General features: G+C 59.2%; 17 protein-coding genes, 1 tRNA gene and 2 pseudogenes. 8 read left to right on the forward strand and 12 right to left on the reverse strand.

What is annotated here, in order from left to right; all coding sequences use genetic code 11:
* The first annotated feature begins 4 nt into the window (after nucleotides 1-4).
* From ACA052_RS24395 to ACA052_RS24415, 5 genes are all read left to right on the forward strand, one after another.
* Complete coding sequence (locus ACA052_RS24395) at nucleotides 5-925, forward strand: ABC transporter permease (RefSeq protein ID WP_497647153.1); 921 nt, start codon at nucleotides 5-7, stop codon at nucleotides 923-925.
* Nucleotides 922-1,731, forward strand: a complete 810-nt coding sequence (locus tag ACA052_RS24400; protein ID WP_497647154.1) for an ABC transporter permease — start codon at nucleotides 922-924, stop codon at nucleotides 1,729-1,731. Before ACA052_RS24395 ends, ACA052_RS24400 begins: the two co-directional genes overlap by 4 nt.
* 27 nt (nucleotides 1,732-1,758) lie before the next feature.
* Entirely contained in the window at nucleotides 1,759-2,793 is a 1,035-nt protein-coding gene (locus tag ACA052_RS24405; RefSeq protein ID WP_497647155.1) for an ABC transporter substrate-binding protein, read from the forward strand.
* A gap of 59 nt (nucleotides 2,794-2,852) precedes the next feature.
* Nucleotides 2,853-4,313, forward strand: a complete 1,461-nt coding sequence (locus ACA052_RS24410; RefSeq protein ID WP_497647156.1) for an amidase — start codon at nucleotides 2,853-2,855, stop codon at nucleotides 4,311-4,313.
* An 80-nt stretch (nucleotides 4,314-4,393) separates the two neighbouring features.
* Nucleotides 4,394-4,470: transfer RNA gene (locus ACA052_RS24415), tRNA-Met, on the forward strand.
* Nucleotides 4,471-4,634: 164 nt separating this feature from the next.
* Here ACA052_RS24415 and ACA052_RS24420 read toward each other — a convergent pair.
* The 5 genes and pseudogenes from ACA052_RS24420 to ACA052_RS24440 all read right to left on the reverse strand — a co-directional run bounded on the left by ACA052_RS24420 (nucleotide 4,635) and on the right by ACA052_RS24440 (nucleotide 12,250).
* Nucleotides 4,635-4,958, reverse strand: a complete 324-nt coding sequence (locus tag ACA052_RS24420) for a hypothetical protein (RefSeq protein ID WP_497647157.1) — start codon at nucleotides 4,956-4,958, stop codon at nucleotides 4,635-4,637.
* Nucleotides 4,959-5,470: 512 nt separating this feature from the next.
* Nucleotides 5,471-5,770 (reverse strand): hypothetical protein, encoded by a 300-nt coding sequence (locus tag ACA052_RS24425; RefSeq protein ID WP_497647158.1) that lies wholly within the window; start codon nucleotides 5,768-5,770, stop codon nucleotides 5,471-5,473.
* 17 nt (nucleotides 5,771-5,787) lie between these two features.
* Nucleotides 5,788-6,186: an Imm50 family immunity protein gene (locus ACA052_RS24430; protein WP_497647159.1), complete on the reverse strand. Its 399-nt coding sequence runs from the start codon at nucleotides 6,184-6,186 to the stop codon at nucleotides 5,788-5,790.
* Between the two features lie 3 nt (nucleotides 6,187-6,189).
* A pseudogene (locus ACA052_RS24435) lies at nucleotides 6,190-10,859 on the reverse strand (RHS repeat-associated core domain-containing protein).
* Nucleotides 10,860-11,140: 281 nt separating this feature from the next.
* Nucleotides 11,141-12,250, reverse strand: a complete 1,110-nt coding sequence (locus ACA052_RS24440; RefSeq protein ID WP_497647160.1) for a DUF2817 domain-containing protein — start codon at nucleotides 12,248-12,250, stop codon at nucleotides 11,141-11,143.
* 154 nt (nucleotides 12,251-12,404) lie between these two features.
* On the opposite strand from ACA052_RS24440, the gene ggt reads away from it, so the two are divergent.
* Nucleotides 12,405-14,237, forward strand: a complete 1,833-nt coding sequence (gene ggt, locus ACA052_RS24445; RefSeq protein WP_497647161.1) for a gamma-glutamyltransferase — start codon at nucleotides 12,405-12,407, stop codon at nucleotides 14,235-14,237.
* Between the two features lie 193 nt (nucleotides 14,238-14,430).
* Here the strand turns inward: ggt and ACA052_RS24450 are convergent, their stop codons facing one another.
* From ACA052_RS24450 to ACA052_RS24475, 6 genes and pseudogenes are all read right to left on the reverse strand, one after another.
* Entirely contained in the window at nucleotides 14,431-14,859 is a 429-nt protein-coding gene (locus ACA052_RS24450; RefSeq protein WP_497647162.1) for a TOBE domain-containing protein, read from the reverse strand.
* A 160-nt stretch (nucleotides 14,860-15,019) separates the two neighbouring features.
* A complete protein-coding gene (locus ACA052_RS24455) occupies nucleotides 15,020-15,661 on the reverse strand; it encodes a LysE family translocator (RefSeq protein WP_497650389.1) in 642 nt (213 codons plus the stop codon).
* 88 nt (nucleotides 15,662-15,749) lie between these two features.
* Entirely contained in the window at nucleotides 15,750-16,349 is a 600-nt protein-coding gene (locus tag ACA052_RS24460; protein ID WP_497647163.1) for a flavin reductase family protein, read from the reverse strand.
* 118 nt (nucleotides 16,350-16,467) lie between these two features.
* A complete protein-coding gene (locus tag ACA052_RS24465; protein ID WP_497650390.1) occupies nucleotides 16,468-17,076 on the reverse strand; it encodes a methyl-accepting chemotaxis protein in 609 nt (202 codons plus the stop codon).
* Nucleotides 17,056-17,784 (reverse strand): annotated as a pseudogene (locus tag ACA052_RS24470) (PAS domain-containing protein); the annotation flags it as partial. The pseudogene ACA052_RS24470 and the gene ACA052_RS24465, both read right to left, overlap by 21 nt.
* Nucleotides 17,785-17,913: 129 nt before the next feature.
* A complete protein-coding gene (locus ACA052_RS24475) occupies nucleotides 17,914-19,227 on the reverse strand; it encodes an MFS transporter (RefSeq protein WP_497647164.1) in 1,314 nt (437 codons plus the stop codon).
* 201 nt (nucleotides 19,228-19,428) lie between these two features.
* On the opposite strand from ACA052_RS24475, the gene ACA052_RS24480 reads away from it, so the two are divergent.
* Nucleotides 19,429-20,847, forward strand: coding sequence for a short-chain fatty acid transporter (locus tag ACA052_RS24480; protein ID WP_497647165.1), 1,419 nt, complete (start codon nucleotides 19,429-19,431; stop codon nucleotides 20,845-20,847).
* Between the two features lie 36 nt (nucleotides 20,848-20,883).
* Here ACA052_RS24480 and ACA052_RS24485 read toward each other — a convergent pair whose 3' ends face one another.
* Nucleotides 20,884-21,273 (reverse strand): HepT-like ribonuclease domain-containing protein, encoded by a 390-nt coding sequence (locus ACA052_RS24485; protein ID WP_497647166.1) that lies wholly within the window; start codon nucleotides 21,271-21,273, stop codon nucleotides 20,884-20,886.
* Between the two features lie 141 nt (nucleotides 21,274-21,414).
* On the opposite strand from ACA052_RS24485, the gene ACA052_RS24490 reads away from it, so the two are divergent.
* The gene (locus ACA052_RS24490; RefSeq protein WP_497647167.1) at nucleotides 21,415-22,587 is read left to right on the forward strand and encodes a hypothetical protein; all 1,173 of its coding nucleotides are present in this window, start codon (nucleotides 21,415-21,417) and stop codon (nucleotides 22,585-22,587) included.
* Nucleotides 22,588-22,592 lie beyond the last annotated feature (5 nt).

Here is a 22,592-nt window from a genome sequence, read left to right on the forward strand (position 1 = left end):
TGCCATGCACGCTTTACCGATCGCCAATACCCTGGAGCGCCGTCGGGCCTTCCAGAGCTTTCTCGGTGTCAGCCCGGCGTTGATCGCCATCGGCCTGTTTCTGATCGTGCCGATCCTGATCGTCATCGGTTACTCACTGATGGAAGCCAATCCCTACGGCGGGGTTAATAAAGTCTTCAGCAGCGACGCCTACACCTCGCTGCTGTTCGAACGGCAACTGGACGACAGCCTGGCCTTTGCCGATTCCTACGTGCTGATCGCCTTGCGTTCCATCGGCATTGCCGGGCTGACAACACTGATCACCTTGTTGATCGGCTTTCCGGTGGCGGTGTGGCTGGCCATGCAACCGGCGCATCGGCGCGGTCTGTTGATTTTCCTGATCACCGTACCGTTCTGGGCCAATCTGCTGATCCGCACCTACGCGTGGATTTTGCTGCTGCGCAATACCGGGGTGATCAATAACAGCCTGATGGGCCTCGGGCTCATCGACCAGCCGTTGCAATTGCTCTACACCGATGGCGCTGTGTTGCTGGGTCTGGTTTACACCTACGCGCCCTTCGTCGTTCTGCCGATTTACGCGACGCTGGAAAAAATGGACATACGCCTGCTGGAGGCTGCTCAGGACCTCTACGCCGGACGCCTGCGCACCTTGCGCAAAGTGGTGCTGCCCATCGCCAAACCAGGGATTCTCGCCGGCGCCATCCTCACCTTCGTACCTTGCCTGGGCGCGATGGTTGCCCCGGAATTGTTAGGCGGCGGGACGCGCATGATGCTCGGCAACCTGATCTTCCGTCAGTTCAGCGATGCGCGTAACTGGCCTTTCGGCGCAGCGTTGTCGCTGGTGTTGATGGCCGCAGTGATGCTGGTGCTGACGGTTTACGCCTTGCGCGCCGAACGCCAGCGTATCGCCAAGGGAGGTGCGTGATGCTGCGTTTATTTAAACGAAACGGCTTGGGCGTGCAGGATTTTCCGGGCTTCGGTGGTTTCAGTTTCCTGTTCTACCTGTACCTCTACGCGCCGATCGTGGTGCTGGTGGTGTTCTCGTTCAACGCCAACCAGTCTGCCACGGTGTGGACCGGGTTCAGTCTGGACTGGTACCGCGCAGCGTTCGCCAATCAGGCCCTGCGCCAGGCGGCCGGCAACAGCCTGTTGATCGCCGTTTGCGCCAGCATGGTCGCTACGGCCATCGCGACTCTCGCGGCCCTCGGCACGTCACGTGGCGCCAAATTCAAAGGCCTGCAACTGTCGATGGGCGCGATCATGCTGCCGCTGGTGCTGCCGGAAATCGTAGTCGGTGTCGCCACCCTGGCGTTGTTTTCCACCATTGGCCTGTCCCTGGGTTACGGCAACCTGATCATCGCCCACACGGTGTTCTGCATTCCTTTTGCCTATCTGCCGATTCGTGCGCGGCTCAACGACATGGACCTGTCCCTGGAACAAGCCTCGGCCGACCTCTACGCCGGCCCGTGGCGGACCTTTCGCAAGGTCACCCTGCCACTGCTGATGCCGGGGATTTTCTCCGGGCTGATGCTGGCCTTCATCGTGTCGCTGGATAACTTCGTGATCTCGATGATGGTCTCCCAGGCCGGCACCACCACCTTGCCAATCTTCATCTTCGGTCTGTTACGCATGGGCGTGACACCCGACGTCAATGCCGTTTCGACCTTGATTCTGGGCGTCTCGGTGCTGTTCGTCAGCCTCTCTTACTTGCTGGGCAAAAAGAACACCTGAACCTTCTACGTACCGTGGGGAAATAGCATGAGCAAGTTGATTGCAAGCATCGGAACCTCGTTGTTACTGACCTTGGCGGGCAGTGTTCAAGCCACAGAAAAACTCAACGTGGTGAGCTGGAGTGGCTACTTTTCGCCAGAAATCCTCGCCAAGTTCCAGAAACAGACCGGCATCGAAGTCACGGTGGATTCCTACGACTCCAACGAAACCTTGCTGGCCAAGCTGAAACAGGGCGGTGCCGGTTACGACGTGGCGATTCCGTCGCACCAGTTCGTGCCGATCCTGATCAAGGAAAATCTGCTGGAACGCTTTGATCCGGTCAAAGAGCCGTACTACGCCAGCGTTGTGGATAACTTGAAAAAGCCCAGCTGGGACCCGGAAGGCGCCTATTCCGTACCGTTCATCTGGGGCACCACCAGCGTGGTGCTGAACGGTGATCGCTACAAAGGCCCGGCCGACAGCTACAAGGTGCTTTATGAGCCGCCGGCGCAATTGCAGGGGCGGATCAACATGTTCGACTCGGTCAGCGAAGTGATCGACATGGCCAGCCTCTACTTGAATATCCCGCTGTGCAGTGAAGATCCCAAGCAGATGCAGCAAGTACTGACACTGCTCAAGGCCCAGAAGCCATTCGTCAAAACCTACAGTTCCAAGGCCGGCTCGATACGCGAAAACCTCGCCGCCGGCGAAATCGACATGTCGATGTTCTGGGGCGGTTCGTCGATGCGCGCCCGGGAAATGAAACCGAGCCTGAAATACCTCTACCCGAAAGAAGGCGTGCTGGCGTGGGTCGACAACATGGTGATCCCGACCGGCAGCAAGAACCCGGCGAATGCCAAGGCGTTCATCGCCTTTCTCAGCCAGCCGGAAAACGCCGCGATGACGCAGAACTTCCTCAAGCACCAGAGCCCGATCAAGGGGGTGGAACCGTTCCTCGACGCCGGGCTCAAGGACGCCCCGGAGCTGCACATTCCCGAGGGCACTAAAGTGGTGTTCAGCAAGACCTGCGGCGAAGGTGCGATCCGTCTGGCCGACCGTCTATGGACCAGCCTGATGCGTTGATTTCTACCGCCCCGTCCTGCGACGGGGTGTCTCTCCAGCCTCCGAAAGGCAGCGTTGCAATGACTTCTAATAACATCAGCGAACTGGTCCTGTTGCAGGCCCATGAACTCGCCGAACGCATCCGCCTGCGCCAGGTTTCCTGCCGGGAAGTGATGCAGACTTACCTTGCCCATATCGATCGCTTCAACCCGCGGGTGAATGCGCTGATCAGCCTGCAAACGCCGGAAGATTTACTGGCCCAGGCCGACCTGCGCGACGTCGAACTGGCACGGGGCGAATACCGTGGGTGGATGCACGGACTGCCCCATGCAGTCAAAGACCTGTCGCTAACCCGTGGCATTCGCACGACACTGGGTTCGCCGTTGTTCAAGGACTTCATTCCCGACCGCGACGGCATCATGGTGGAGCGGCTGAAGGCGGCCGGCGCGATCATCATTGGCAAGAGCAACACCCCGGAATTCGGGCTCGGCTCGCAAAGTTACAACCCACTGTTCGGTGCCACAGGCTGCGCTTATGACCCGAGCAAAACGGCCGGCGGCAGCAGCGGTGGTGCGGCGGCGGCGCTGGCGATGCACCTGGTGCCGGTGGCCGACGGCAGCGACATGATGGGCTCGCTGCGAAATCCGGCAGCCTTCAACAACATCTTCGGCTTTCGCCCGTCCCAAGGGCGCGTGCCCTTTGATGACAGCGCCGACCTGTTCATCGATCAGCTCGGTTACGAAGGCCCGATGGCGCGCAGCGTGCGTGATGCTGCGTTGCTGCTGTCGGTGCAGGCCGGCGCCGACGCCCGGGCGCCGCTGTCCATCGCCGAATCCGGCAACGCTTTTACCGCTCCGCTGGAGCGGGATTTCAAAGGTACCCGGTTGGGTTGGCTGGGGGATTTCAACGGCTATCTGCCGATGGAAAAGGGCGTACTGGAACTCTGCGAAAAAACCTTCGCCGACTTCGAAAGCCTCGGTTGTCAGATCGAAGCAGTACAGCCCGAATTCGCCCCGCAACAGCTGTGGAGCAGCTGGCGCACCTTGCGTCACTGGATGGTCGCGGGCTCCCTCGGCGCCACTTATGCCGACCCGCAAAAACGCGCGCACCTGAAACCGGAAGCCTGCTGGGAAATCGAAAACGGCCTCAAGCTGTCGGCCAGCGAGGTGTTCCAGGCTTCCGTGGACCGCAGCAACTGGTACCGGGCGATCTCCCGACTGTTTGAACGGTTTGATTACTTGCTGCTGCCCAGTGCCCAGGTATTCCCGTTCGATAAAACCCGGCCGTGGCCCGAGTCTATCGAAGGCGTGACCATGGACACCTATCATCGCTGGATGGAAGTGGTGATCCCTGGCACTTTATCGGGCTGTCCGGTGGCGAACGTGCAAGCAGGCTTCAATTCGAACGGTTTGCCAATGGGTTTGCAAATCATCGGCAGGCACCAGGCCGACTTCGCCGTCCTGCAACTGGCCCACGCCTACGAACAGGCCAGTCGCTGGTTTCAGCGCTGCCCTTCGCCCCTGTTAAGTGAGGGATTTTGATAAACGGTTGATAGCGTAGATAAATTTTTTAAAAAAGCGCTTGACGCATATTCGTTTCCCGCGAATAATGCGCGCCACTTGGCTACATAGCTCAGTTGGTTAGAGCATAGCATTCATAATGCTGGGGTCCGGGGTTCAAGTCCCTGTGTAGCCACCAAGTACTAAAAACGGCTTACCGAAAGGTAGGCCGTTTTTTTATGCCTCGAGAAAAGTACGCAGCCCGCACTGCCCACACACAAACCCTGTAGCTGCCGAAGGCTGCGATCTCTTGACCCTGGTGGCGAAGGAACCTGCTCCCCCGCCACAACAGCGTCCCCGACGCTACTCCGAACGCCGCGCCTTCAACCGCCGCCCCAACACATCCAGGACATCACACCCATCCCGCAACGGAATGGCGCAGAGCAATGCAAAGTCGCTGAGGATGAAGGACTGACATTCAATCGAGCCACGCATCGACAAGTTTTCCATTACCTGGGTGACGGCGCGAATTCGATAGCTGGCCGCATCGTATAAAACGTCGAGGGGTGCGAGGGTATCGACGAACAAGGTGGGCATGTCGTCGCAGTTGCTGGTGAGTGCCATGAAACGGCTTTTGGGTGGAGGGGCTGGTTTTTCGTAGGGTGGATCGGGGTGAAGATTTGTCATTTTTAAACCTCTGGTAAGAAGGGAAGCTGCCATCGGCCTTCCTACAGGCTTGGGTGGCAGCTATACGCGGGGTAGGAATATCGAGACCAGAGAACTCGACCACACCGAAGCGTGCCCGCGCACAGCCGCCGCAACTGATCTTACGGACGCACGCTGACGGCCGCAAATACAGGTGACGACGCCAAAGCGTCCTCTCTAGTCTTAAAGGGTTCCTACACCCTGCCACTGCATTTGCAGCGACCAACAGAGACTATCGAGGGAAAACGTTTCGCACCAGTTCATGGAAACCGATAGAAATTGAAGGAAACTTCCGACAACCTTGCCCGGAAATTTCGCGGGCAAGACTCGCTCGATGCGAACCACCAATAACAGGAATGTCTTCTATCCTTTGAGAGCGAGCCTGCTCGCGATGAGGCAGGATTAAGCACCACAGATCTTTGAACTGATCCATCGCTGACATAGATCGCCACCCTTGTCCATGAACATCCAAAACATTAACTTTCTCTATCATTTCAAGTCTGTAGAAATCTTAAAATTTCGCCCTGCGCGGCGGTCAACTTTTTTATCAGTAACGGAATTGAGTCAGCTTCTGCTAAATAAAGCGGCTCATCCCAACCACCATTTTCAATGACTCTTACTTGGAAACGCCCATCAAGATCGAATGATGGGTACCAACCAACATCTAACAAAAGATTGGATGAATATTCCACCTGCAGCAAAACTTCTTTAAGGAAACCAACCTGACGAGCCAAGTCATCATTTTCCAGTAAGGAAATTTCATCAGATGAAATCTCTCCTAATATGAGTGACAAGCAAATATTTTTCGACCTCAAACAAAGGGAGTCTGTGTTAAATAAACCGTAGGATCACGAAGAGCTATAAATGACGCCGTAAACTCTACCATTGAGCACTCCGACTTAGCAGAAACCACAAAGCAGGAACCAACCTTTTCGATAGTAAGTTTTAAAGATTCGGTTGTAGGCAATCGTCGAACTATCAAATTCTCAACCTCACTTCCTGTGATTCCTACACGGCAAGCATTATATGAGATAGCTTTCCATTTCCCCGGAGGGGTGTCTGGCAATTCTTTGATATCAAACAAAAGTGTTATCGTGGATTGATTATTATCTACGACCAATGAAAACAGTTTGACTTGATCAATTACAACATCCCCGCTAAAAACCATAGAGAAAAATTTACTACCATCAAGCTCATTCCAGAATTTCATGCTTTACCTCCTAAATGGATAGTGCTCAGCTGTGTTTTCAACTTTTCCGTTTCTTGGGCCGGCCGCGGGTCGAACATTAAAATGCGGCCCTTGATCGCCTTGACCGTTTTTGGCACCAAATTTATGTCCCGCAGCATGATCTTGAAGTATTAATTTAAATCCATCCTCTCGTGTAAAAAAGTATTGCCTAGTCCTAATCGGAAATCCTTTTTCGTTGAGAATATTTTTTCCGTTTATATCAGTCATATTGGCATAAGTGAATTGACGTGGCCTTCCATCAATATCATCCAGCTGAACATCTGGCTGCTGATTTCTAGGAATTTTTGCATCAGACTTTGCCTGCCTAAAAGCACCTTGCCTGGAAAGTTGAGGTAAATCGGGTTCGCCTGGATTCGCGCAATTTGATGACTTCGGGGACTTTGGCGGGCAATTCCCACTCAACCCCAACGGATCAATCCACCCCGTCGGATTCGGCGTGTACTGATACTGGTTCAGCCCCCCGCCAGCTTGATCGGGTCCGGCGTCAAATACCGGCCAGTCTCCGGATCATAGTACCGATGCCGGTTGTAGTGCAGGCCGCTCTCGGCGTCGAAGTATTGCCCTTGAAACCGCAGCGGTTGTTCGAGTTGCTCTCCTCCGCCGAACGCCAGATTCGTGACTTTGCCGTAGGCGTTGTACTTCGCCGCCCAGACGATATCCCCGCTGTAATCCGTCAGCTCCATCGGCGTGCCCAGGTGATCAAGCTGGTAGTAAAACGGGCAAGCCTTCAGCGGGCCTTTGCCGTCGAGCATGGCCAATGGACGGAAAGTGCCCGGTTCATAGACGTAGCTGCGGTAGTGCTCGCGGCTGCTTTCGGCGACGAGGTGGTCGCCTTGCCAGAAGAATTCGGTGGTTTTGCCGTCGATGGTTTTGGCGATGCGCCGGCCAAAGGCGTCGTAGCGGTAGCTGGCGCAGCGGCCGTCCGGGGTGGTGATACCGATCAGGCGGTGTTGGCAGTCGTAGCGGTAGTCGGTGACGAGTTTTTGCCCGGTGCCGCGGCGTTCGCGGATCAGGTTGCCGAAGGCGTCGTAGTCGTAGTCGTAGTGGCGGTCGCCTTGCATGAGCAGGCGATTGCCTTTGACGGTGCTCGGCCCGGGGCGGTCCTGCATCAGCAGGTTGCCGGCCGGGTCGTGGGCGAAGCTTTCCGGTGGCTGATCGCGAGAATGGCGGACGCGGGTCAGGCGATTGAGCGGGTCGTAGTGGTAGGTGCGTTGGCCGTGGCGGGTGTCGGCGATGCTGTCGAGATTGCCGTTGAGGCTGTAGGCATAGTCGCGGCGGTACAGCGGTTGTTGGGTTTGGCTGACAGCGTGGGCCTTCAGGCGTCCCTGATCGTCGTAGGCAAATTCGCTGAGCAGCAGGCCTTGTTGCCGGGAGTGTTCGCGACCGGCTAAGTAGACATGAGCGGTCAGTCGAGCGCCATTCAGGTCGATGGCGGTCAGGGCGCCGCCCCTGGCGTGGTGGTAATCAAGTTTGCTGCCGTCCGGCAGACGCAGGCGGTTGAGCTGGCCGCAGGCGTCGTAGCCATACCGCAACGTGCCCCAACCCTGGTGTTCGGTGATCAGCCGGTCCTGTGAGTCGTACTCGAACTCCAGCGGGTGATCTTGGCCATCGTCGACGCTGACCAGTCGGCCGAGGCTGTCGTAGCGGTACTCAACCTTGACGCCATCGGCCAGCGTTTTGACCAGCAGGCGCCCGGCGGCGTCCCGCGCATACGCTGTAACCAGCTGCGAACCGTCATCGCCGAACTCGGTTTTCTCCAGCAACTGACCGTTGAGGTCGTAGGCATACGCCGTGCGCCGCCCATCGAACCCGGTTTCCTGTCGGATCAGTCCGCCGGGCGTGTAGTCCAGCCGATAGTGTTCGCCGGATTCATTCTCGATGTCCGTGAGCAACAACTGCGCGTTGTCGTAGCGATAACGCAGTTGGCTGCCGTCGGGGTTGATCCGCCGCGAGACGAGGTGCAGATCATCGGCATATTCATATCGGGTGACACGACCCAGTTCGTCGCGCTCGGCAATGACCTTGCCGTAGGCGTTGTAGCTGTAAGCGCGGCTGGCACCGGTAGGAAATACCGTTTGAAGCAGTCGTCCAACCGCGTCCCACTGATACCGCGTGACCGCCCCGTGTTGGTCCTGACGGGTAATCCGCCGCCCCAGCACATCGTAGGAAAACCGCCGCCGACCACCGTCCGGCAGAGTCTCTTCAACCAACTGCCCCAAGGCATTCCAGACGAAGAGGTGACGACTCAGATCCGGGTAACGGATCGCGAGCAGCAAACCTTTGACGTCGTAGTGATAGTGGGTGACCTGGCCGTCCGGGTCGGTGGCTTCAGTGATGTCACCCTCGGCGTTGCGCTGGTACTTCCACACCGCTGTGCCGCGGTAGCGCGCATGCAGGAAACCGTTGCGGTACTCGTAGGATGTGGGCTCATCTTCCGGCGGAATCAGCGCCACCAGCCGTCCGACCTCGTCGTACCGGTATTCGGAGACGGCGCCCAGCGGATCCTGCTCGGCGATCAACCGGCCCTTGTCGTCGTAGGTCTTGAGCGCCTCGCCGCCCTCGAGCCCGACCCGGCGTACCAGCCGCGCCCGATCGTCGTGCTGGTAAACCTCTTCACTGCCATCGCTGTTCTGGACCGTGACGCTGCCGGCGTCATCCCAGACATAGCGCGCTTCCATCTGCGCAAACGACGCCCAATGTAGGACGCACCGCGCAGCCTTGCCGGACCGTTCCCACTCCCAGAAGAAACTCGCGCCACCGGCCAGCTGCCGCTGCAGAATGACGTGCCGGTCGTCGTAGTCGTAGCGCTCGCTTTCCCCGGCGGCGTTGGTCGCTTCGATCAACTGACCGCGCTCGTTATAGCGATAGACGATCAGCGTCTGCTCGGTGACCCACGCGTCCGCCAGCGAGTCGGCCGGGACAAAAAACTGGTAGTCGACGGCGATCAAATGCGCGCGGTCATAGCGCAACAACAACGCGCGACCAGCACCGTTATCGAGTCGCTGAATGCGGTCCTGACGGTCGCGGCTGATGCGCAGGCAGTTGTCGTAGCCGTCGCTGATGGCGGTCAGCCGACCGTTGATGAAGTGATAAAACCGTATGTCGTCGCCGGCCTGGGCGAGGATCAGTTCTTCCGGTTCATCCCCGAGAAAAATCGCGGCCCGCGACAAGCTGTTGTGGATCGCCGGACGTCCAACAGTCGGCAACGGAAAAGCAGTGCGACGGTTTTCGTGGTCGATCCAGAGAACCGTGTCGCCATCGATTTGCAGCCGATGGGATAACGAATGACTCCACCCAAAACCGAGCCCGCAGTCGATCTCGGCGGCACTGGTGCGATAGAGCCGGGTGAAGTCGAACGGCAAAACCCCATCAAGGACCCCGTCACTAAGGGTCAGCAGTTCTTCGCCGGTGACCATCGATACCGGGCACTTGTTGGTGGCGGTGTTTTCCGCTGAATCGACACTGTCGCCGTTCGGATTTTTCGCCGGCACAGAGACGTCATCGTGGTGTGCGTTTTGCTTGAGCGTGGTGTTGCGTTTGGCATCCCAGCGCAGCTGCATCTGACCGTTTTTCAAGCCCGCCGCCGCGCCACTCGCCGCGACCTTTTTGTAACGGTCGACGTAGTCCGTAAAGGTGTCGATGAACGTGACCATCGACGTAACGAAAGCCATCGCCGCTCGGTAAATCTGCGCGCCGTACTTCGCCAGGCGCACGGTCAACCACGCCACACCGACACCGACCACGCTCAACACCAGGCCAATCAACAGGTCGATCACCAAACCGACCACCACCTTGGAAATGGCCTCGGCCAACGAGCCGGCCAACTGTGAAGGTGGCAACATGTCCAGCCACAGCGTGGCGGTGCGCATCAGCAAACACAGCGCGGCCTCGTCACTGGCCAGCAACATGGCTTTTTCCATCGTTGCGGGCGCGCTCTGCGCCAGCCGGGCCAGCTCACCAGCGCTTTCACCGAGTTTTTCGGCAAAGGCGTTGGGGTCTTTCAGGATGTCGGTCAGTTCGCCGATGCCATCCCAAACCGCCCGAATCGCCGCCCAACCACCCGCCAATAGACCGTTGCCCGCCGCGGCCAACGACGCCGATGCAGACTGTTGCGACCATTGCGGCTTGAACCCTTCCCACTCCTGGCGCAGCCAGTCTTCCAGTTGTTGAGTCAGGCCGTTGTAGGACTTGAAAAGATCGTCGACCTGATCCGGCGTCACTTCACTCTGGACATGAACGCGGTAGAACTTCCCGGCCTTCCCCTCAAACTTTCCCCTGCCGTTTTCATCGAGCGTGATCGTCGTCTTTTCACCGCCATCCCTCGCGATGACATCAACCTGGATATTGCCTAGCGGTATGTCATAGACCGATTCGAACTTGCTCTCGATCAGCAGAATCCTGCTCTTCGGACATTGCGCAACGGTGGAGAAAAAATCGTCATCGCCACTGCTCACCGACTTGCTGGTGTCGCCGACTTTGATGATCCGCTCCATGCCGATAAGCGAGGGCCTGTCCAACGCCTGGCTGACCTGGTCGACATTGCGACTCAACAAGCGGCCAAGCTGCTTGCGATACAGACCCAGCGTGTCCTTGAAGCCGTCGAGTTCCTGCTCGATGCGCGCCACGGGCTCCATCAACGCACCCAACGGCGGGCAATGACGTAAACAAACGGGTCGATCACAGGCAATCCCTCGCGCAGAAAATGGCGCGCGAGACTGTGCGGGGGATCAGAAAAGAAAGAAGTCAGGAAAGTAGGAAGCGAATGTAGGGCAAATCGCTAATTAACTGATTTTTTTTGAAAGAGGGTGCGCACGAGGGCGCTAAAAGCTTCGCCGGCAAGCCGGCTCCTACAGGAGGATGTGTTGTGTGCGAAATCTTTGGCCGACACACAACCTGTGCCGGCCACCTGTGTCTGTCACAATCGCGTCGACGCCAACGCAGACAACCCCCGCTCCCAGATCTGCCACGTCCGCAGCCAGACCATTGCCTGCCAGTCGTTGTCGGCGGGATAGAACTGTTCCAGCAGGTTCAGCTTAATCCCGCGCCCCACCGCATCAAGCGGGTTGCCGTACAGATGCAGCCAATGGTCATCGCGCAAATGACGATGCACGTCAGCCCCCGGATACGTTCCGCACTCGATCACGAAAGGCATCAATCGCACCTGCGGCAGCGCGTTGATCAGCGCCTGCGACGTGTACCCGGTCGCGGTGGCTGCAACGCCGGTTTCGCTCAGCGTGTTGGCGCCGGTCAGCAGCGTGTAGAGCCACGGCCCATAAATGCCCTGCGCTTCCGGGAGCGCCGGATAGGCCGACTCGGTGATGGTCAGCAACATCGGGTGGCCATATTCCCCGGCACCGGTGTGCAGGTCGAAGCACATGGCGACGTCGGCATGGGCGACATGTTTCTTCAGAATTCGCTGCAGCGTGCGATTCGACCAGCTCGGCGCCAACCCGCCGTAAAACAATCCATCGGGATGGCTGTGCTGGCCGCCCTCGACAATCGACATCACCGCCGGCCAGCCATGTGCGCGTATCTGCTTTTCGAGCAACGCATCGGCACGATCTCGCTCGGGACCTTGCAGCTCGCGACAGGCGTAAATTTCATGCAGTGCGGCGTAGGCCCGGTTGTCCGGCAGCGGGCCGTCGAAGTTCAGGTGATTGCGATTCAGGTCGATGTTGTCTTCGTTGACCCGACGCAGCCACGCCGTGCCCCAGGGGTTGATCAGGTGAACGAACACCACCGCGACATCCGCCGGCAATGAACGCTTGCCCAACTCCTGCAGCCACTTGATCTGGCAACCGGAACCGTAGAAACCCTCGACGCCGTGGGTGCCGCTCAACGCGATCAGCAAGTGCTTGGCGCCCGGATCACCGAGCACGGCCACATCGGTGCTCAACGCCTCACCGAACGGCCCCTTGAGCGGGTGCGGATACTCGGTCAACGTCGCGCCGGCCGCGCTCGCTGCCGCCAGAAACTGTTCACGCTGGGTGAGATAGCTCGGCTGAGTAGGAAAGTCGTTGTGCATGTCTGCCTCTTGTTGATTTTCTGGTCTGCCTGTTGCCCTCGACCCTACAGAAAATCCGTCAACGGATGAAGGACAAAAGCGACCCGTGGTTTGCGTCCCCTCCTGTCGGCCGATACAGTCCCCTGATGTTTTCCCACGGACGGAGTGCCCCCACGTGTTCTCAGCCTTTCACCCGAGCCGCTGCCGCCTGTCAGCATTTGCGCTGATCGCCAGTGCGTTGACCCTCGCGGCGTGCAACGCCCCTCCCGCGTCGACGCTGCCGGTTGCGCCGGAAGCCGGCTCGGGCTTTCGCACCGACCTGCACACCCGCCACGCATCGAAGTACATGGCGGCAGCGGCGAACCCGCTCGCGGCCGAAGCCGGGCGGGAGATGCTGCGTCGTGGCGGTTCGGCGATTGATGCGGCGATTGCGATGCAAGCTGTGCTGACCCTGGTCGAGCCGCAGTCCTCCGGCATTGGTGGCGGTGCGTTGATCGTGCTTTGGGATGGCAAGTCTGTACGCACTTACGATGGTCGTGAAACCGCCCCGGCCGGTGCCACCGAGAAGCTTTTCCTGCAAGCCGACGGCACACCGATGCCGTTCACCCAGGCGCAGATTGGAGGTCGCTCGGTGGGCACGCCGGGCGTGTTGCGAGCGCTTGAACTGGCCCATCAAAAACACGGTCGCCTGCCGTGGGCGAAGCTGTTCGAACCGGCCATCAACCTGGCGCAAGCAGGCTTCGCCATCTCGCCGCGCCTGCATCAGTTGATCGCCTCGGATTCGTCCATGCAGCGCTCACCAGACATGATGGCTTACTTCCTGAATGCTGATGGAAGTCCGAAAGCCGTCGGCACGCGGCTAAAAAATCCGGCGCTGGCCGTGGTGTTGAAACGCATCGCCACGGAAGGACCCGATGCGTTCTACAACGGCGCGATCGCGCAAGAGATCGTCGCCAAGGTTCAGGGCCATGCCAATCCCGGCAGCCTGTCGCTGAACGATCTGAAAGGCTACAGCGCCAAAGAGCGCGCACCGCTGTGTACCGACTACAAACGCTGGCAGGTGTGCGGTATGCCGCCGCCGTCGTCCGGCGGGATCGCCGTGGCGCAGATCCTCGGCACGCTGCAAGCGCTGGAGGCGCGCGATAAGCGCTTTGCCCTGGCACCGCTCAAACCGCTCAAGACCGACACACCAGCGGGTATCGAACCGCCCGCCGAGGCCGTGCACCTGATCTCCGAAGCCGAGCGCCTGGCCTACGCCGATCGGGCGCAGTACGTCGCCGATACGGACTTCGTGCCCGTCCCCGTCAAAGGCCTGGTGGACCCGACGTACCTGGCCAGCCGCGCCGCCCTGATCGGCGATCGCAGCATGGGCACGGCCAAACCCGGCACGCCTCCAGGCATCGAGGTTGCCTACGCACCGGACCGCTCACCGCTGCGAATCTCCACCTCGCAAGTGGTGGCGGTCGATGACGAGGGTGGCGCCGTGTCGATGACCACCACCGTCGAATCTGCCTTTGGCTCGCACTTGATGGTCCAGGGCTTTTTGCTCAACAACCAGCTGACCGACTTCTCGTTCATCCCTGAAGAGAACGGCCAAAAAGTCGCCAACCGCGTCGAACCCGGCAAGCGCCCACGTTCGTCCATGGCCCCCACCCTGATTTTCGACCGCCAGAGCGGCGAATTCTTGGCCACCCTTGGCTCCCCGGGCGGCTCGCAGATCATCGAATACGTGGCCAAATCCACCATCGGCCTGCTCGACTGGAACCTCGACCCGCAAACCGCCATCCGCCTGCCCAACTTCGGCAGCCGCAACGGCCCGACCGAGCTGGAGCAGGGCCAGTTCAGCCCGGGATTGATTCAGGCGCTAAAGGACAAGGGGCACAGCGTGAGCGAGATCGACATGACCAGCGGCACCCAGGCGATTGTTCGGGTCAAGGATGCGCAGGGGAAAGCGTCGTTGGCGGGAGGGGCTGATCCACGGCGCGAGGGGAAAGCGTTGGGGGATTGAGTCCTATGCAACATAGAAGCGTCATACCAGGAGGCATAATGCTTGTAGGAGCGAGCTTGCTCGCGATGGACTCAAGCACAACGCGTTTATCCCACAAAACACGCATTACCGTTAACGACCATCGCGAGCAAGCTCGCTTCTACAAATACCGGTCGGATAAGCCATGCTCGCTCTTCCTACCCACAAAAATGCATCAAGCCGGCACACCCAAAATAATATGCGACGCCTTGATCACCGCCGTCGCGCTCACGCCTGGCGCCAGCCCCAGCTCCGCAACCGCCTGGCGCGTCACGATCGAGTAGACCTCGGTGCCGCCGTCGAGCTGGATGACGACTTCGGCGTTCACCGAGCCATCGATGACGCTGGTGACCTTGCCTTCCAGGCAGTTGCGGGCCGAGAGGCGAATGTCGCTGGATTCGGTCATCAGCATGACCCACGGGGCCTTGACCAGCGCGACCGCTTCCTTGCCGACCGCCAGGCCGAGATTCTTCACGCTTTCCATGGTCACCACGGCCACCAGCTCATTGCCACTTGGCAGTTTCAGCAAGACTTCGGCGTTGACGGCGCCAGGCTGCAGTTGACTGATGGTGCCTTTGAATACGTTACGTGCACTGACTTTCATGACGTTATCGCCTCGAATTATTGTTTGATACAACCTACCGAGAGATCTCCAGCACCTGCCGCACCTTGTGTTTCTCCAGCGCCAGCTCGATCAAGCGGCTGACCAGTTCGCTATAGCTCATGCCGGTGGCCTGCCACAATGCACGACGGTCAAAAACTCCTCAGCGATTGGCCACCAGATGCACACCGAACAGCAGGTAGCAACTGCCGGCAAAGCGATCCAGCCATTTGCGCGAACGTTCGTAAGCCCCCGCCATCCGACGACTGGAGAACAGCAGCGCGACGCCGCAATACCAACTGAAGGACAAGCTCGCCATGGTCAGCACGGCCAGCGCCAGCAACGTGGGTGGGACCGACGAGGGCATGGCTGTCGCGAAGATGGTCGCGACGAACAATGCGGATTTCGGGTTGGTCATGTTGCCCAGGAAACCTTGGCCGTACACCGACAACAACGTACGTCCCGCTCCATCAATCGAGCCGGTATCACCTGCAACGATTCGCGATTTGCGCTTGAACTGCTTCAGGCCCAGATAGATCAGGTAACAGCCTCCGGCAATCTTGAAGCTCAGGTAAAGCGTCGGCGCCGCGCTGAACAGCGACTTGATCCCCAACCCGCCCGCCAGCCCCCAAAGCACCGTGCCCGTTGCCACGCCCAGCGCGGCCACTACGCCGTGACGCTTGGAATGACTGGCAGCCAGTTGTGCGATGTTGAAAAAGTTCGGGCCTGGTGTTACCACCGCAACCGTCCACAGTAGCGCCAGCGACAACAATGGCGTGGCGTAGCTCAGGTCAGAGATTTCCATGATGCGGGTCGCCGTGGTGGATTCAGAGATGTGGAACACATTGCAACATTCCCCCTCGGTTTTCTACCCGGTGTGAAAAGCCAGCGGCTTACGCCTGCAAGGCTTTGCCGTCCACCGGGTCGCCAATCTTCAAGAAGTGCCCGCCAGCGACGTGATGCAAGGTGCGCAGTGCGTCTTGCCCCTCGAAGTGCCACCGACCGTCACTGAAGACGCGTTCGTCAGCCTGAGCGGCAATCACTTCGGCCAGGAACAGATCGTATTGCTGGTGATTATCCGGTTCCGGCAGCAACCGGCATTCAAGCCAGGCGACGCAGCCTTCGAGCATCGGTGCATCGATCAACTCGGCGCTGAAGGTTGGCAAATCATAGACCTGGAACTTGTCCCGGCCTTGGTCCTGAGCCAGTTCAAGGCCGGACGTCGAGCCGACGGTCTGCACGATATCGGCCTGGGCCGCGCAGGGCACGTTCAACACGAACGTGCCCGAGGCTTCCAGCAGTTGACGGGTCCAGGTGGACTTGTCCAGCACCACCGCAATTTTCGGTGGTTCGAAATCCAGCGGCATGGCCCAGGCGGCGGCCATGATATTACGCTGGCCGTCATGGGCCGCGCTGACCAGCACGGTCGGCCCATGATTGAGCAGGCGATAAGCCTTGGACAACGGAACCGGGCGGCGATGGGAAACGCTCATGCTGGCTGCTCCTGGAAAAGAGCCGATTGTAGCGATATCCGGCGAGACGCGGAAAAGATCGCAGCCTTCGGCAGCTCCTACAGAAGGCTGCGATCTTTTAACCGCTAAACGCGCGCACTCAAGTCGATAACTGATTGGCAAACTGCCCGACCGCGTTCACCACTTTCTTCGCGCCGTCCTGAATCTCGACGATCACTGTACCGGCCTCTGCCGCCAGCGCCAGGCCATGTTCGGCCTGAAGCTTGCCATCGGTAATCAGGGCTACGGCGTTGCGGGCCATGTCCTGGTTCTGCCGCACCACGCCAACAATTTCATCGGTGGCCTGGCTGGTACGCGAAGCCAGTTGTCGGACCTCGTCCGCCACCACGGCAAAACCACGTCCTTGTTCACCTGCCCGGGCCGCTTCGATAGCGGCGTTGAGCGCCAGCAAGTTGGTTTGTTCGGCAATGCCACTGATGGTCTTGACGATGGTGCCAATCACCAGCGATTGCTCGTTCAGGGCTTCGATGCCTTCGCCAGCGGTTTGCATATGCTTGGCCAGGTCACGCATCACATTCACCGCTTGTGTCACCACGGCATTGCCGCGCTGAGCACTGTTATCGGTTTGCTGTGAAGTGCTGTAGGCGATGTTGGCCGCTTCGGCCACTGCCTGCTCCTGATTGACCTGATCGGTAATCACCGTGGCGAACTTCACCACTTTGTAGAGTTTGTTGTTGGCATCGACCACCGGGTTGTAGGAAGCCTCCAGCCAAACCGTACGACCGTGGCTGTCGACGCGTTTGAAACGTGCGGCCACGAACTCGCCGGCGTTCAGGCGGCGCCAGAAGTTTTGATACTCGGCGCTGTTGTAATCTTCCGGTACGCAGAACGTACGGTGATGTTTGCCCTTGATCTGCGCCAGGCTGTAACCCATGCCGTTGAGAAACCGGTCGTTGGCCGTCAGCACGTTGCCATTGAGATCGAACTCGATCACCGCCGTCGAGCGCACCAGCGCGCCGATCAGGTTCTCGTGTTCACGGGAGGCCTCGATAGTGCGAGTCAGGTCACTGGAGTAGACCGAGAAGTGCCTGATCCGGCTGTCCGCGCCGCGCACCGGCTGCACTATCGAACGCAACCAGGCTTCCTGGCCATTGCCGCGCAACAAACGCACTGCGCCGGCAAAGTGCTCGCCGCGGGTCAGCGCGGTCTTGAAGCGGCGGTGAAAGTCGTCGGATTTTACGTGGGCCGGGACGATGTCTTCGAGCTGTCGACCGATCAGATCGCCGCTCTTGTAGAGCATCTCGCCGGTAAAATTCTGGTTGGCCGATAAAATCCGGCCATCGGGATCGAGGGTCAGAACCAGCATCTCGCTTTCCAGACTTTCCTTCACTTGCTGAAGGCTGGAGAGTTCTTCGCGAAGAGCCGACAACTCTTGCTTCAAGCGTTTGTTGAACATGGGAAAGCACCGATGGACAGGGATAGAAAGCGGAATGCAGCCTAGCCATCGGCGCTGAACATATTTTCTGAAGAGCGTCTGCGGTTTGTCCTACAAAAATAATGGCGGCAAGCACGCTGCCGCCTTCAATCAGATCGCGCCAGCGGCCGGGCAGCCTCCCGCTCTGGGCATCCGCGCGCCAAAATACGCGGCGCTGCCCACGCCCACCGCGCCCATCACCGCGCAAAAAATCACGCAGATCCACGGACTCCACGGCATCAGACCGATCAACAACAGCGGTGTGATACTCGCCCACGCGGCGTAGGCAATGTTATAGGTGAAGGAAATGCCCGAGACGCGAATCCGCGCCGGGAACAGGCTGACCATGACCGACGGCACCGCGCCGACGACCCCACAACCAAGACCCGCCACCGCGTACGCCAGGCCAATCCAGTTGCCTCCACCAATCAGGCAGCTATAGAGCACGCCGATCCCCAGCGGCAGCAACAGGCTATACAACATGACGGTACGCCAGGCGCCGATGCGGTCGACCAGCAATCCGGCGAACACGCAGCCAATATTCAGGAAAACAATGCCCAAGGCGCTGAGGGCAAACGTGTGGCCGGCCGTCATGCCGAAGGTTTTCTGCATCATGGTCGGCGTGATCACCACGAACACCACCACCGCTGACGTCAGCACGCAGGTGAGGATGATCGCTGGTAGCATGGCCAGTCGATGCTCACGCAGGACAGTGCGTAGCGGCAATTCGACGGCCGCTTCACGCTGAGCCTGCAGGGCCATGAACACCGGCGTTTCGCTGAGCCAGCGCCTCAACCAGACACCGATCACGCCGAATACGCCTCCCAGCAGGAACGGGTAACGCCAGGCGTAATCAAGGATTTCGTCCGGGGTAAATGCCTGCGCCAGAAACGTCGCCGTCAATGCGCCGATCAAATAACCAAAGGTCAGCCCGGCTTGCAAAAAGCCCAGGGCATACCCGCGATGGCCAGCCGGCGCGTGCTCGGCGACGAACACCCAGGCGCTCGGTACTTCACCGCCGACCGCCGCGCCCTGGAGAATGCGCAGCGCCAGCAACAACAGCGGTGCGAAATAGCCGATTTGCGCATAGGTCGGCATGATGCCGATCAGCAGGCATGGCAGCGCCATCATCAAGATGCTCAGGCTGAAAACCTTCTTGCGCCCCAGTCTGTCGGCGAAATGCGCCATCAGAATCCCGCCCAGTGGCCGCGCCAGATAGCCGGTGGCAAAGATCCCGAAGCTTTGCAGCAGCCGCAGCCATTCGGGCATTTCCGGTGGAAAGAACAGCTGGCTGAGGGTCAGGGCGAAAAATACGAAAATGATGAAATCGTAAATTTCCAGCGCCCCGCCGAGGGCCGCGAGCCCCAGGGTTTTGTAGTCCGAGCGGCTGAAGGGCGTCGGGCGCGAGTGGGTGTTGGCAGTCATGAAGAGAACTCTGGCATAGGCAAAAAACCAAGGCGTCCATGGTCTACGCAAACGCGCCCACGAACAACCCGTTAGACCATAGTCCTAAACGCCTGAAACGGCGCCGCAAAAAGCATCCTATTGTTTTACTGTGGGCACCTGTCCAAATGGGCGTTTGCCGCCCTGAAGACCACTACAAACATAAAAACTCGAGGTATTCCCGTGGCCGCTGACATCGAAGATAGCCGCTATGCCCGCTTTGCCCTGCGCTGTTCAAGTTTTGCTGAAAAGTGGTTTCCCGACTCTTGGGTGTTTGCCGCGCTGGCGGTGATTATTGTCGCGGTGGCGACCATGGCCATGGGCGCCAAGCCCACCGATGCCGCCATGGCCTTCGGTGACGGGTTCTGGAGCCTGATCCCGTTCACGATGCAGATGGCGTTCGTGGTCATCGGTGGTTATGTGGTGGCCAGTTCGCCGCCGGCGGTGAAACTGATCGATCGTCTGGCGCGCATCCCGAAAAACGGCCGTTCCGCCGTGGCTTGGGTGGCGTTGATTTCCATGGTCGCGTCGCTGCTGAACTGGGGGCTGTCGCTGGTGTTTGGCGGTTTGCTGGTACGCGCCCTCGCCCGCCGTACCGATTTGAAAATGGACTATCGCGCCGCGGGCGCTGCGGCGTATCTTGGCCTCGGCGCGGTGTGGGCCCTGGGCCTGTCGTCGTCGGCCGCGCAATTGCAGGCCAACCCGGCCAGCCTGCCACCCTCGATCCTGTCGATCACCGGCGTGATTCCCTTCACGCAAACCATTTTTCTCTGGCAGTCCGGCGTGATGTTGCTGGCCTTGATCATCATTTCGCTGATCATCGCCTACGCCACCGCCCCCGGCCCGAACACGGCGCGTGATGCCAAAGCGTGTGGCATCGACCCGAGTTTCAACCTGCCGCCGCTGCAACCGCGCACCCGGCCCGGCGAATGGCTGGAACACAGTCCGCTGCTGACCATTCTGCTGGTGCTGCTGGCCGCCGGTTGGCTGTTCCATGAGTTTTCGACAAAACCGGCGATCAGTGCCATCTCGGGCCTGAACACCTACAACTTTCTGTTCCTGATGCTCGGCGCACTGCTTCACTGGCGCCCGCGCAGCTTCCTCGACGCAGTGGCCCGTGCGGTGCCGACCACCACGGGTGTGCTGATCCAGTTCCCGCTTTACGGCTCGATCGCTGCGCTGATGACCACCGTCAAAGGTTCCGACGCCCAGACCCTGGCTCACCACATCTCGACCTTCTTTGTCAGCATCGCGTCCCATGACACCTATGCGCTGCTGATGGGCGTGTACTCGGCCATCCTTGGGTTCTTCATCCCGTCCGGCGGCGGCAAGTGGATCATCGAAGCGCCGTACGTCATGCAAGTGGCCACCGACCTGAATTACCACCTGGGCTGGGCCGTGCAGATCTACAACGCCGCCGAGGCCCTGCCGAACCTGATCAACCCGTTCTATATGCTGCCACTGCTCGGCGTACTGGGATTGAAGGCACGGGACTTGATCGGATTCTCGTTCGTGCAGTTGCTGGTGCACACGCCGCTGGTGTTGTTCCTGCTGTGGGCGCTGGGGACGACGCTGACGTATACGGCGCCTGTGATGCCGTAAAAAGAGTTGATTGCACCTGCTATGAAGCAGGTGCAATCAGGCTTGATCGGTGGGCAACACCTTCAGAAGCTCAGGCAATGCCGCCTGAACGGTCTCCCAAACTACGTCTAGATTGATATCGAAGTAGCCATGAGCAATGCGATTACGCATACCCCGCATGCTGCGCCATGGCACTTGAGTGTTCTGCGCGGCGTGAGTCAGCAGGTCTACGCTCACCCCCAACAAATCCTCAAGTTCAACCTGAAGTCCGCCCAGATCAAAAAGCGTGGCACCTGGTAAAGCATCTACCAGCAAATCAAGGTCACTCCCCTCCTTATCCGAACCGAGCAGTGCCGAACCGAATACACGGGGATTGGCTGTACGAAAACGGCCTACAACCTCGCGAACGGCTGCTCGCTGTAGATCAAGAGCGGTGGAGGGCTTCATATTCCACCTTTACCGAGTGCAGTATTGCGCCAGTCTAGCAGTGCTTGAGAGTGGTAAACACTGCACCACTTGTAACCCCGCCTGTCACATCCCACTGTACCCCTCCCTTCCAGGAGCCCACACGCTGAAAAGGATCTGAGCATGTTCAAACTTGCAGGACTGACTCTCGCCACCCTCACCCTGAGTACCGCCGCCCACGCCGATGTCGATGTGAGCCTGGGCAGTACCGAACGTGTCACTCGACTGTTCGCCTACCCCAACAACTGCAATGTGATTTGTTTTCGCGACTGGACGCTGGAACAAACCGTCGAGCACTACCTGACCCAAAGCGTGCAACGCGATGGCTACAGTGCGGCGAAAGTCCGGGTCAAAACCGATAACGATCATCTCTACGCTGAAATCAGCGGCGTGCCCCATGGCTATCAAAAGCCATTGGCAGCGCTGCTCGATGCAGGCGACCTGGCCTACTCCGGTGCCCGCAAGCTGAATACCGACGGCAAATGGGCCTACAACTGGTACCTGTTCCTGCCATTGGGCATGGCCCTGGAAAACCGCAAAAGCGTCGAACTTCTGCACTTCCCGCCAGATTATTCGCTGACCCAGGCCCAGGATTACCTGCGATCAGCCACCACGGATCGCTGGGCCACGCTGCTCACCGACAACGGCATCCCTGCCGATCAGACGCCGGGTTACCAGACCATCATCGACATCGCACCGATTGCGGCGCCGGCCAGCGCTGGCAAGGATCTGGAAGGCGTCTACGACCACTTCAAGGCCTACCAGACCACCATGGTCAAGGAAATCAGCCGGACCGCCAGCGGCGCGACACTGCCCATGGTCGCCTTCGGTGCGCCGGTGCGTAACTGGATCAAGGCGCAATACGGGCCAACCGTCAATGTGCTTGGACTGGCCACGATCAGCCCGAGCGAAGGGGTGAAAGTGCCCGTGCTGGGTTCCAATCATCCGAGCTATATCTGGTACGCCGCCGATCCTGCGACTTACACCGGTGATGATGCACAAGCCAAGGCCGACGCCGCAGGCCTGAAAGTCATGGGACAGGATTTGAGCGCCGCGTGCTGGCAAGCCGGAATGGGCAGCAAACCGGGAAGCGATCCCGCCGCCCAGTTGAAAAGCTGCACTCAGACCTGGCAAGTCACCCGCAAAGAAAGAACCTGCGAACTGTTCTACACCTCGATCCGCAACCTGACGCCCGAACAGGCCGTGGCCCAATGCGCAACGGCGCCGATAAAGTCCCAGCTCAAACAGCTGGCGACCCCGGCGCCGGTGACTGCGGTTCCCGCACCTGCGCTGTAAAACCC

The organism is Pseudomonas sp. LBUM1644, assembly GCF_059716195.1.